The following is a 12,248-nucleotide window of genomic DNA, read 5'->3' on the forward strand; positions in this document are numbered from 1 at the left end:
ACCCGCATTGCTCGCAGTCAACGTAAATACTATATTCTCCCCAACATTCGGTGACAACGTGCTCGCCGTCTTCTCTATCCCAACATTGGCAACCGGTACCGGAACCGCTACAACTGATGCAAAATTATTGGCAGTATTCGGGTCGGACTGATTACTGGCTGAAATTTGTGCTAGGTTTTCATAAAAACCAGTTATTCGAATAGTTACCTGACCTGAGTCACAAACACCGGCATTTGGTGCAGGCAAACAAACTTGATAGGTAAAGATATCTTGACCTAAAAAATCATTGTTCGGAGTGTAGGAAAAAGTTCCATCTGCATTTAAAGTCAAGGACCCATTCGAAGGACCTGATACAACAGAAAAAGCAGCACCTGTGGGAAAGACATCATTAACAGAAACATCACCAAGCACATCTTCATTTTCAATTCCTGAAAATAGATCGTCATTTGCACTTGGAGATTGAGGTGTAACACTTACAGAAGCTGTATTATTGCCATTATTCGTCTCAAGATTAGTCCCAGAAATTGTAGCTTGATTCAAGTAGTTTCCTGAACTGTTCACCGTAGCTACAATCTGTAGTGTTCGGGACTGAGAACTATTTAACGCTCCGATTGTCCATACACCGGTAGAAGAGTTATAGGAACCAACAGAAGGTGTGGCACTAACAAATGTGTAGCCATTTGGTAATAAGTCTACTACACTAGCATTCGGTTCATTATTAGGACCTGCGTTAGTCGCTGTAATTGTAAATGTGACATTCGATCCAAAAAAGGGATTGGGTTGATCAACAGTTTTTAAAACCTGAAGGTCAGAGGATAAAACGACAAATGAAATTTGTAAAACTCCGCCAGCACCTGTACCACCAACAATATTTCCTGAAGTACTTCTTCGCGCACCTGAACCTGCTCCACCAAATGAATTCCCCCCATTACTACCAGATGAACCAAAAGCCGTCGGAGCGGATCCACCTGAACCACCTCCTACAGCAGTTCCAGAACCACCTGCAGCACCTCCAGTATCTCCACCCGCACCAGTAGTCCCGGCACCACCGCCACCACCTGTAGTACCATTTCCGCCCCTAAAAACTGAAGTACCAATAGATGCTGCAACAGTACCACCTAGTCCTCCTGCTCCGCTATCACTTCCAGATCCACCAGAACCTCCAGCAGCTCTAACAAAAACCTCCGAACCTAATCTGAAGACTGTATTTCCTCCGTTAGCCCCTGCGTTATCCCCCCCAGATCCACCAGATCCACCAGCACCAACTTCGATCGTCCAAACTTGTCCAGGTGTCACAGCAATGGTACGGCCAGCAAATGCCCCACCACCACCCCCTCGGGCAGTTGCACCAGTGCCACTTCCTCGTCCACCACCGCCACCACCAGCGCCAATAGCATCCACATTAATACTATAAACACCGGCAGGAACTGTAAAAGTTGATGTTCCTGGAGTACTCACAATCACAGGTGAAGTCTGAGCGAAAGTATCCAACGATAACACTGCTAACCATGCAAAAAAAGCACCGAGATATAATGAGCGCTGCAAGGTTTTAGAAAGTAAATTATCTAATTTCATATGGAGTAGATAATGGTTGGAAAAACCAAACCGTTATAAATATTTTTAATTTTTCGGCAAGACTTGTGCATCAAAGGTAAGATTCAACGTATTGCCATTTGGAATACTAAGATTTGTCCATGTAATGACATTTCCGGTAATCGTACCTCCATTACTGATATTGGTTACTGACCCAAAACCAGGAGGCAAGAAATCTTCAACGGAAACCCCCGTAGCATTTGCAGGTCCTAGATTGGCTACTCCAATGGTGAATGTGACTGTTTCTCCCACCGCAGGATTCTCATTACTCACTGATTTGCTTAATTGCAAGTCCGCTAAATTTGGGTTGACTACTACTTGTGCCGAATTATTCCCTGAGACAGGATCGCTTTGAAGGCCTGAAATACTTGCTTGGTTAGTAAAATTACCAGAGCCATTAACTGTTGCCGTGATGGTCAACGTTTGGGACTGTCCACTATTGAGGTTACCTATTTGCCATATTCCTGTACCTGCATTGTAAGTGCCGGCAGTAGCTGAACTGCTTACAAAAGTGAATCCGTTGGGCAATTGGTCTAAAACCTCCACATTAGTATTGTTACTTGCTCCATTGTTTGTAGCGGTTACCGTAAATACTACTAAATCATTAAAATTAGGAGTTGAGTTATTTACAGTTTTGGTTACAGCTAAGTCTGATTCGAGTAAGGTAAAAGAAAAAGCCCATGCATCTCCTGCTATGTCAGTATCAGACTGAGCCCAATCTGAACCATTTCCATCACCTCTTAGAAAAATCCTGAAAGTAATAGTGCTGATTCCTGTACCTGAGATCAAAACTGAACCTTTACCAGAACTATCTCCATCACTTGCAATCGGATTTGGATTATTGATTTGTTGGACACCGCCAACAGTTTGAACTACTAATCCAGAAGAACCAGATAATTTGGATAGAGTAACTGGCACGTTAGAAGTTAACAGATTCAATTCTGCAGAAAAAGCTAAAGACCCAGAAAATCCACCCAAGCCCTGTATGTGCAAAATAGGATTATTTACAGGCCTATTAAATGTGAGTACAAGATCGACTATTCTGACCCTTTGATTGGTAGGCACATTTGCAATTCTTAATGGGTTAGTTATATTAATTATCTCAATTACTCGGTTTTCAGTAATAGAAAGGCCTTGGCCAGTAGAAGCACCAGAACCACTAAAATCTGAACTGGAAGGTACGCCAAGAGACCCCGCATGAGTAGGGAAAATCAGAGCAGGAACAATTCTCTGACCAAAAAATGTAGATCCATTTTCAGCAATACCCACAAAATTAAACTGCTGATTAGTTAGTGTAGCAGTTACCGTCAACGCTGGATTATATGTAGCAAAGGTATTGCCGGTTGGATTATTGGTATTATTCCTAAATCTAATGGTTGTGGTAGTTACCGGCCCATTACCTGTAGGATTTCCATCACCTGCTGCAAATTCCAAGGCAGGATTGGTTTGTGAAAAAACAGGAAATGATACACTAACGAGTAGAATAAACAGTAGAAATTTTTTCATATAATCAGTTTGAAAGATTGGATGACGCTTTTTTACTTTCCATTTTCAACTGAAATATACACAGTTTTATATTCCAATATTTCATTTGAGAATCAAAAGCTTATAATTTTTTCAATATAAGGCGTAAACCTACGAAAAAAAAATAAAAAAATGAATTTCACATATAGTTTTTTCGATTACATAATATTTCTTGGCATGTAAAAATTTAGCTAACTAATAAACTATCCATTCAAGTCTTTCGGCTTAGACGAATAAAATATAATTCCTCACATACTTTATTAGACTTTTTGAAAAAAGTTTATTAATTCGTGATCGAAAAATACTATGATTATTATTTCCAATTCAACTTAATAATGACAAATTCTGATCTTATCAAAAACTATATTCAAACTTACAATTCGATGTATATTATAGGCATGCTTATGAATTTACATAATGACATTGTGTTTGAAAACTATTCCAAAGGGGTATTGATGCTCCGCTTGGAAGGAATCCAAGCCTTTGAAATCCAAGCGGAAAAAGCCTGCACTTTTTTTAATTGGCGAAAACAGACGATTAAGGACTGGCAGATATCTCAGGATGAAATCATCATCAGCATCGATTACCATGCTGAATTGGCCATGGATTTTTCAAAAAGCATGAAGGCAGGTGATGAGTTGAAACTTTCTGGCACCTCCACTTTCCACTTCAAAGATGGACTGATTAGCTTTATCAAGGATGAAAGTTGAGATCCTCTAAGGCCTGCAATAACAGCATATGGTTCTTTGCCCGATCCAGGTTTTGCTCCTCGTAATGGATTTTGTAGTAGCTATTGCCATTCAGGTAATCTGCCAAAAACCGGAAGCCCATAATACAAGTCATCATTTTCCCACCAAAAGGTAGGGAAGCAATCTCTTCTGCTGTCAAAACTCCCTTTCCTCCTTTCAAGAAACCTTTCCAAAGAGCTTCAAATTTTACTCGATCCACTCCTATTTTCTCCCAGTTTGTAGAAGACTCCGGTTGCGTACAGGCTACCGTACGAACCAAATCACCAAAATCATAAAAAGCATAGCCCGCCATGATGGTATCCAAATCAATGACTGCTTCTACCCGTTGTCTGTCTGAAGAAAAAATCAGGTTGTTAATCTTGGTGTCATTATGCGTTACCCGTAGAGGCAACCTTTGTATCCACCCGGTATATTCACGCACCAAAGACTCCTGCCCCAAATAAAAATCAACCAAGCCCTTAAGTTCTCCCACTACTTCCCGTTGAGTATTCGCATAGGCATCCTTCAACTGCTGAAAACGTAATTCCAAATTATTAAAGCCTGGAATAGTATCCTGAAGGAGCGTAGCATCAATGGAGGAACAAGCCACTATAAAACCCGCAAAGGCTTCGGCAGCCAATCTAGCCTCTTGAATTTGTTCAACTTCATCCAAGCAAACTCCCGCGACATAAGGGCTCAAGCGAAAAATTGAATCGTTGACAGCAGTAAACAATTGCCCTTCCCGATTCGGAATTGGCAGAGGCAATGCAAATGGCAGGTTTTTCCCTATCAAACCCTTCAAAACCAGCTGTTGATTGAATGAAATGCGCTCGGGATGCTCAAACACTTTCACATTAAACTCTTGGAGTACAAAGAGATCAGTACCTGCTGAAATTTTAAAGGTTTGATGAATATGCCCACTGCCTAAAGGCTTTACCGAGCTAAAAGATCGTTGATAGGCCGCTTGAATGGGTTTGAGCCAAGGGAAATACTGCATGGTGATTAAAATTCCTCCAAAAGTACCGAATGTCGAAGAAAATAATGCAGTTTTGGTCTGAGATAAAATTTTTTCTCCGCAGCAGGGTTTTTCGATTGGTAAGTACTGACAAAATTCTTACATTAGTGAAATTTATTATAAAAGTTAAGTGATGAATTGTAAATTTTTCATTGAACTTTAGTCCCGTATACCAAGCACCTATGAACATTTCCCTAATTGATTGGGCCATTATTGCTGCCTTTTTTGTGATTTCCATGCTTATCGGAATTTATACTTCCAAGCAAGCCGGAAAATCTGCCAAAGATTTTTTCTTATCCGGTAGAAATATGCCTTGGTGGTTGTTGGGCGTCTCTATGGTAGCCACCACCTTCTCGGCAGATACTCCCAACTTGGTAACCGATATTGTCAGAAAAAATGGTGTATCCGGCAACTGGGTTTGGTGGGCCTTTTTATTGACGGGAATGCTGACGGTCTTTGTCTATGCCAAATTATGGAGGCGCTCAGAAGTAACTACTGACCTCGAATTTTATGAAATGCGCTATGGTGGAAAACCTGCGGCATTCTTAAGGGCCTTTAGAGCAATCTACCTAGGAGTGTTCTTCAATGTGGCCATCATGGCGACGGTCTCTTTGGCTGCTATCAAAATCGGTGGGGTAATGTTGGGTTTGGAAGCTTGGGAAACCTTGTTATTGGCATCTATTGTAACCGTAATCTATAGCTCCTTGGGAGGATTGAAAGGGGTATTGCTTACAGATTTCTTTCAGTTTTTCATAGCCATGGCCGGGGCAATAGGCGCTGCCTATTACATTATTGACTTACCGGAAATCGGGAGTTTGGACAACTTATTAAGCCACCCCAATGTCTCCGATAAATTAAATCTTTTTCCAGATATGAGCGATATGAATCTGGTCATTCCGCTTTTGTTGATGCCATTAGCTATTCAATGGTGGGCCACTTGGTACCCTGGTGCAGAACCTGGAGGTGGTGGCTACATTGCTCAGCGGATGTTATCAGCCAAGGATGAGAAGAATGCCATTGGTGCAACCTTATTTTTCAATATCGCCCATTATGCCTTGAGGCCATGGCCATGGATCATCATTGCTTTAGCGTCTTTGATTGTCTTTCCACAGATTTCGGATTTGAAAGCAGCCTTTCCTGCCATTTCCGATGATAAATTGGGCGATGACTTGGCCTATTCAGCTATGCTGACCTACTTACCAACGGGTTTGATAGGTGTAGTGCTAGCTTCCTTAATTGCCGCAGTCATGTCCACTTTATCCACACACCTGAATTGGGGTTCTTCCTACATTGTCAACGACTTTTATCTGCGCTTTTGGAAACCTGAGGCCACAGATAAGGAATTGGTTTTGGTGGGCAGGATATCTACTGTACTCTTGATGGTATTGGCGGCGATCTTTGCACTAGCACTTTCCAATGCCCTGCAGGCCTTTCAAGTACTTCTCCAAATTGGTGCCGGAACAGGCTTAATTTTTATCCTGCGATGGTTTTGGTGGAGAATCAATGCTTATACAGAGATCTCTGCGATGGTCATTTCTTTTGCGATTGCACTTTACTTTGAATTTGTGAATCCTAAAGTTGGTTGGATTACTATCCCCGATGGTCAAGAATACCTGAAGATTCTTTATGGAGTGGGAATCACGACTTTGGTGTGGCTACTCGTGACTTTATTGACCAAGCCAGAGAAGGATGAAATTCTCCTTTCTTTTTACAGAAAGGTAAGACCCGCAGCCTTTGGCTGGAAGAAGCTTTTGGACAAATATCCAGAAGAAAAACAAGAGGCTGGTAGATTGCCTCAAGAAATCGGTTTGATGCTCATAGGTTCCATAATGGTCTATGCAGCGCTCTTTAGCGTTGGTTTTTGGATCTATGGAATGACCACTTACGCGCTTATGGCAACATGTGTGGCCATCCTAGGTGGCTTTGTGCTTATCTTAAGCTGGAAGAACTTACGCTAATTTTCTACGAAGCTTAGCAATGTAAAATCCATCAAATCCAGATTCCTGTGCCAGTACCTTTTGGTCTTCTACCAATTCAAAATCTTTACCCTTGTCTGAGCCTAGAAACTTTTCAACTTGTACCTGATTTTCCACTGGCAAAATACTACAAGTAGCATAGACCATCAGTCCACCAGGCTTGAGCATTTGTGCATAACTTTGGAGAATATCCTGTTGGATTTTCTGTACTTCTTCCACAGAGGTAGGTGTCAGTTTCCACTTGGTATCTGGATTACGTTTGAGCACACCCAAACCCGTACAGGGAACATCCAATAGCACCCGATCAGCCGATTCTTTTAGGCGCTTGATCGTTTTATTCCCTTCAATTACCCTTGGTTCGATGATGGAGATACCATTCCGTCTTGCTCTCAACTTGGCATTTTGCAACTTCCACCCATGAATGTCCATGGACAAAATCCTGCCCTTATTTTCCATCAAAGCAGCTAAATGCAAAGACTTCCCTCCAGCCCCAGCACAAGCATCGATCACCCGCATACCCGGTTCCACTTCCAAAGCTGCTGCCACTAATTGGGAGGAGGCATCCTGAACCTCAAACAAGCCCTCTTTAAAAGCTGGGTTTCTAAATACATTTTGTCTCTTGGCCAAGACCAAAGCGTCTTTGTAGCCTTTGGGGGCATAGGTTTCGATACCATCTTCCTTCAGGCGTTTGATTAATTGCTCTCTGGAAATTTTCAGAGTATTGACACGCAAGACCACCTCTGCTTGCTGATTGAGTGTATCGATTTCTTCATCCCATTGATCACCAAGCAAGGAAGCGCCCAATTCATCCAACCAATCGGGAATAGACTGCTTGACTGCCCTGCTTTCAACTTTAGCATAAGCTTCTTTGATTTTGTTAGGCTCGATTCCCTTAAATTCTTCCCATGCAGGCAATTGATTTCCCTGCACCAACCAATAGGTCCCAAATAAATGATACAAGTCTTTGGATGGAGACAAGGTTTCTATCAAACGCTTCCATCGGACCATTTCATACACAGTCTCTGCGATAAATCCACGATCACGGGCTCCCCACTTCGGGTTAGACTTCAGTATCCGTTCGATAACCTTGTCAGCATAGCGTTCTTGGTAAAAAATCTCATCTAAAGCAGCGACTACTGCTCTCACTAAATTTGGGAATAATTTCATGGTGCAAAGATAGGTATTTGTACACGCCGATGAGAATTATACCATCCATTTGTTAAATCTTACGTACTTTTGAGTATGGGACAGAAAAAATGCCCGCATTGCGGAGAATGGTCTAACTGGACCGTAAACATCAATGATGCTTGTGAACACTGTGGAAAACCACTGGGAGGAAGAGACCTAGAATACCACGAAAGACGAGAAGCAGATACCAAAGCCAATCAGGAACAATGGATATTCCATATCAAGGAAACAGATAATGACGCCGTCGTTGTCTTAAAAAAAGTTGGCAATTTCTTTTATACCATCTACATGGCCATCATCACCTTTATAGCTTGGTTGGTAGCTGTCTTGCCTGGGTAATGACTGTTTTTAACAACCCCTTTTTTTGGATTCCTGCTTTGCTCTTTGCAGTCAATCAGTTTATCGAGCGAATCCTAGCTATCTACATCCCTTGGGTTCATGCCTATTTGGATGACTTAATGGCTATGCCGGTAATCTTGGGGATTACTCTTCAGGTGTACCGTTGGATTCACCCACAAAAGGATGCCTTTGTTTTCAGCAAAGTGCAAACCTTTGTTGGCTTTGCATACATTTCCTTTATTTTCGAATGGTTTCTCCCTCGATTTTCCACCACCTACACGGCTGATGTTTGGGATGTATTATGCTATGCTCTGGGTACGCTGATATTTTATATCTTTATCAACAAACCACAGGAGAAATGAATACTAGAGCACTTTATCAACAGTACACAAATCAATTGTCCACAATTTACTCTGAACTGGAAGCAGGTGAATTAACTAGTTGGTTGTTTGAGCATTTTTTGGGTTTGAAAAGAATGGATGTTTTGAAAAACTCCTTGATAGATGAAATTCCACAGACCATGCCAAAGGCCCTGGAAGAATTGATGCAGCAAAAACCCATTCAATACATTTTGGGTGAAGCACCTTTTTATGGAAGAACATTTCAAGTAAATCCTGCTGTGCTGATCCCAAGAAATGAGACTGAGGAGTTGGTGCACATGATCATCAAGGAAAATAAATTCGCTGCACCAACCATATTAGATATAGGTACTGGATCGGGTTGTATTCCGATAAGTTTGGCTTTGGAAATACCAGGGTCGCATGTTTCTGCTTTGGATATCTCAGAAGAAGCATTAACCGTTGCGCAATCAAATGCGGCAAAACTCCATGCCGCTGTTGGCTTTTATCGAGTGGATATATTGAACGAGGCTATTCCAGTGGATAACTTAGATATCATTGTCAGTAATCCTCCTTATGTAAAGCATTCAGAAAAAGCATGGATGCATCCCAATGTACTCGAGCATGAACCCCATGTAGCTCTGTTTGTGTACGATAAAGACCCTTTGCTATTTTATCGAGTGATTGCAGAAAAGGCCAAGAATGCTTTGAAGTCAGGAGGCAAACTCTATTTTGAAATCAATGAAGCCTTGGGCCAAGAAACTGCCAATTTATTACAAACTCAAGGTTATCAACAGGTACAAATTCACCAAGATTTAAATGGGAAGAATAGGATGGTATCCGCTATAGTATGATCTCTTTTTCTTGTGGATAAACCGAAAAATAAAAGGTACCTTTTAAACAAACTCCCCAATCCAAAATAACTCCTTCGCATGAAACTCTGTACTCCCTTCTGGTAATTCAAGCATGGTAGCATGCTTGATGGAAATTAGCTCCACCCCATCAGGATTTTTCACCTCTATGAAGGTCCCCTCTGGAGCATGCAATTGAATTTGGCTTCCTTCAGGAAACCACTTTTTGAAATGTCCATACTTGATGGGAAAATAGCGCAAGGGAGCATCCCAAATCACCATATCCATGAGCTCCATAAAATCAGCTAATTGAGCTACTTCTTGATGTGGATAACCAATGATATTCACAGCTCCGTGTTTGGTTGCAATAAGGTACTGTAACCCTTCCTGAAGAAAATCCTGCTGACTGACCCCGACAAATTTTACAGGATACTGTTCCTCCAACAAATGATAATTAGCCTGTTGATAACTCATTTCAGCCAAAATCACATCTATTTTGATCCCCCAGGAAATCACTTGATCTACAACTGATTGGGCAACCAACACCGTAGGAACCCACTCCAAAAGTGGAGCAAACTGTTCATACATCAACCCTTCTGTGGATAAGATGAGTATGGCTGGTTCTTGTTGTTCTTTGACAAAATGATGAGAGGACATAGCTTATCGGTTATTTCCACAAATTACTAAAAAATCGCTGAGCATTCCCATAAGCAAGTTTCTCCAATTGCTCTGTGGATAAATCTTCTTGGAGTCGCTCCAAAATAGCAGGGTATTTACTGGCATCCTCCACATTTGGGAAATAAAAAGGCAATCGCATCTGATCCGGCCAATTTTTGGTATAGAAAAAGTCTGCCCCAAAACACATCTGCTCCTCGGCACCATTTTGAAAACCATATATCAAATGTTCATAAACTCTATCAGGGTTGTCATTGTCCAAGAAGGCACGTAAAAAATTGATTCCAATCAATCCCTTTCTATGGATAATTTCTTTCACAAATTCATCTGTCAAATTCCGTTTATGATTCCAAATTGTCCTAAAGTTAGAATGGGAAGCAATCACAGGGATATCTAGTCCATGGGCATCGATATGGGTTAAAATTCCCTCTGCTAATAAGTCAGACGTATGGGATAAATCGATAGCAATTGTTTTGCCTGCAATATAATCGAGCAATCGCTTTCCATCTTCTTTCAAGCCTATGCCTTCCGTATAATTTCCTCCACCAAAACGGTTTTCTGTATGGTGGGTCAAACTGATGTAAGCAATTCTTCCGGTTAGTTTGAGGATATATTCCAGGTTTTCAAAAGCTTTGTTTATTGGCACATATTCATCAGCCAGCCCAGCAGCATTTTCTATAGCCACTATAGTTCCGATTTTTTGTTGGCAGGAAAAGTTATTTAAAAATTCTGCATCTGCCCGCTGCAAGTCCTTAGCAAAAAACATTTGCATTTCTCGATACTTGAAAGCCTGCTTAATGCCTAAATCCATGCTTCCTTTACGTACATCTGTATAAATCGCACAGACCTGCATGCGTACATTTCCTGCTTTTAACAAAGGGATGGCACAAGCAATATCAGCAGAATTGGCAGGATTTGCATACGGCACATTAGCCAAGTAGGACAACATATCGCAGTGCAGATCAATAACGGGAAGATTCATATAAGGGTGATTAGTTATCCACAAAGGTCCATGATTTTTAAGAGATAAAAAATTGGTTTAAACAAATACGGGCCTTTTCTTTGTTTAACGGAAAAAATAAGAAGACCATGCCAATCGCAAAACCTATCAATTTTCATCAATGGATTGAAGAAAACCGGCATTTACTGAAGCCACCTATTGGAAATCAGGTCATGTATAAGGGCAACGATGATTTCATTGTCATGGTCGTGGGTGGCCCCAATTCCCGAAAAGATTTTCACTACAACGAAGGAGAAGAGTTTTTTTACCAAGTGGAAGGAGATATCATTTTGAAAATTGTAGAAGAAGGCCAAGTTCGGGATGTTGAGATAAAGGCTGGTGAAATGTTTCTATTACCAGCTAAAACACCCCACTCCCCTCGCAGACCAGCTAATACCATTGGTTTGGTCATAGAGCGCTACCGTAAACCCGGTGAAAAAGATGGCTTTATTTGGCATTGCGAAAACTGTGGAAACAAACTTTACGAAGAATACCAAGAGATTACCGACATCGTATCTCAACTCCCCCCAATCATGGAGCGTTTCTGGTCAAATCCGAAGCATACGACCTGTGGGAAGTGTGGAACGGTGATGGAGAAATGAGGCGAGAGTTTAGAAGCGAGAGACGAGATGCTAGAAGCTAGCTGGAAACAAGAGCCAAGAATCAAGAACCAAGACAGTTCGGAGAACACACGGAAAACGCAAAAAATCAGTATTGAAAAATTTGTGCCTAAAGAGAGAAGTTAAGATTCAGCTAGTTAACTCCATCAATTCCACTGGTTTTAATCCCTGAAAATATGAGTAGGGCACAATTCATTTGCGCAGGTTTGAACCCGCTTCTATGGGACGTCAACCCAAAATCACAGGAACTTATCCTTTCGTGTCATCCGTCCCATTCGTGGACTTTTCAATTGTAGATTTTAGAGGGTAGATTTTAGATTTGGTTTAGGTGTAAATTTCTATGTTGCGAGCGTTGCGATAAGTCTTGGCGCTCCTTGCGTGAAAAAATCCATCTGTGCTAA

At 41.4% G+C, this 12,248-nt stretch carries 12 protein-coding genes; 6 read left to right on the forward strand and 6 right to left on the reverse strand.

Annotated elements, in window-relative coordinates:
* Both IE080_RS19670 and IE080_RS19025 read right to left on the reverse strand, forming a co-directional pair.
* Nucleotides 1-1,575, reverse strand: a 1,575-nt coding sequence (locus IE080_RS19670; RefSeq protein WP_189586664.1) for an Ig-like domain-containing protein, incomplete at its 3' end; no start/stop codon positions are given.
* Nucleotides 1,576-1,620: 45 nt separating this feature from the next.
* On the reverse strand, nucleotides 1,621-3,099 hold the full coding sequence (locus IE080_RS19025; protein WP_189586667.1) for a DUF11 domain-containing protein: 1,479 nt from the start codon (nucleotides 3,097-3,099) through the stop codon (nucleotides 1,621-1,623).
* A 401-nt stretch (nucleotides 3,100-3,500) separates the two neighbouring features.
* Between IE080_RS19025 and IE080_RS19030 the strand changes: the two genes are divergently transcribed.
* On the forward strand, nucleotides 3,501-3,827 hold the full coding sequence (locus IE080_RS19030) for a nuclear transport factor 2 family protein (RefSeq protein WP_189586670.1): 327 nt from the start codon (nucleotides 3,501-3,503) through the stop codon (nucleotides 3,825-3,827).
* On the opposite strand, the gene IE080_RS19035 is transcribed toward IE080_RS19030, so the two are convergent.
* Entirely contained in the window at nucleotides 3,811-4,842 is a 1,032-nt protein-coding gene (locus tag IE080_RS19035; protein ID WP_189586673.1) for a phosphotransferase enzyme family protein, read from the reverse strand. The genes IE080_RS19030 and IE080_RS19035 overlap by 17 nt on opposite strands.
* A 200-nt stretch (nucleotides 4,843-5,042) precedes the next feature.
* On the opposite strand from IE080_RS19035, the gene IE080_RS19040 reads away from it, so the two are divergent.
* Complete coding sequence (locus IE080_RS19040) at nucleotides 5,043-6,818, forward strand: sodium:solute symporter family protein (protein WP_189586676.1); 1,776 nt, start codon at nucleotides 5,043-5,045, stop codon at nucleotides 6,816-6,818.
* Here the strand turns inward: IE080_RS19040 and IE080_RS19045 are convergent.
* Nucleotides 6,810-8,003 (reverse strand): RsmB/NOP family class I SAM-dependent RNA methyltransferase, encoded by a 1,194-nt coding sequence (locus tag IE080_RS19045; protein ID WP_189586678.1) that lies wholly within the window; start codon nucleotides 8,001-8,003, stop codon nucleotides 6,810-6,812. The two genes, IE080_RS19040 and IE080_RS19045, sit on opposite strands and share 9 nt — an antisense overlap.
* A 75-nt stretch (nucleotides 8,004-8,078) precedes the next feature.
* Here IE080_RS19045 and IE080_RS19050 point away from each other — a divergent pair, with 75 nt between their 5' ends.
* Genes IE080_RS19050 through prmC form a run of 3 tightly spaced genes read left to right on the forward strand, consistent with a single transcriptional unit; the run spans nucleotide 8,079 to nucleotide 9,555 of the window.
* Nucleotides 8,079-8,363 carry a hypothetical protein gene (locus tag IE080_RS19050; protein WP_189586681.1) on the forward strand — a complete coding sequence of 95 codons (285 nt, stop codon included), beginning with the start codon at nucleotides 8,079-8,081 and terminating at the stop codon, nucleotides 8,361-8,363.
* Nucleotides 8,363-8,725, forward strand: coding sequence for a magnesium citrate secondary transporter (locus IE080_RS19055; RefSeq protein ID WP_189586684.1), 363 nt, complete (start codon nucleotides 8,363-8,365; stop codon nucleotides 8,723-8,725). Before IE080_RS19050 ends, IE080_RS19055 begins: the two co-directional genes overlap by 1 nt.
* Entirely contained in the window at nucleotides 8,722-9,555 is an 834-nt protein-coding gene (gene prmC / locus IE080_RS19060; protein WP_189586687.1) for a peptide chain release factor N(5)-glutamine methyltransferase, read from the forward strand. The genes IE080_RS19055 and prmC overlap by 4 nt, the downstream gene beginning before the upstream one ends.
* A 42-nt stretch (nucleotides 9,556-9,597) precedes the next feature.
* Here prmC and IE080_RS19065 read toward each other — a convergent pair whose 3' ends face one another.
* Together IE080_RS19065 and IE080_RS19070 are read right to left on the reverse strand one after the other, a co-directional pair.
* A complete protein-coding gene (locus IE080_RS19065; protein WP_189586690.1) occupies nucleotides 9,598-10,209 on the reverse strand; it encodes a thiamine pyrophosphokinase in 612 nt (203 codons plus the stop codon).
* A 10-nt stretch (nucleotides 10,210-10,219) separates the two neighbouring features.
* Nucleotides 10,220-11,209: a dipeptidase gene (locus IE080_RS19070; RefSeq protein WP_189586693.1), complete on the reverse strand. Its 990-nt coding sequence runs from the start codon at nucleotides 11,207-11,209 to the stop codon at nucleotides 10,220-10,222.
* A gap of 107 nt (nucleotides 11,210-11,316) precedes the next feature.
* On the opposite strand from IE080_RS19070, the gene IE080_RS19075 reads away from it, so the two are divergent.
* Nucleotides 11,317-11,829 carry a 3-hydroxyanthranilate 3,4-dioxygenase gene (locus tag IE080_RS19075; protein ID WP_189586696.1) on the forward strand — a complete coding sequence of 171 codons (513 nt, stop codon included), beginning with the start codon at nucleotides 11,317-11,319 and terminating at the stop codon, nucleotides 11,827-11,829.
* Nucleotides 11,830-12,248 lie beyond the last annotated feature (419 nt).

Source organism: Mongoliitalea lutea (assembly GCF_014652135.1).
GTDB classification, from domain to species: Bacteria; Bacteroidota; Bacteroidia; order Cytophagales; family Cyclobacteriaceae; genus Mongoliitalea; species Mongoliitalea lutea.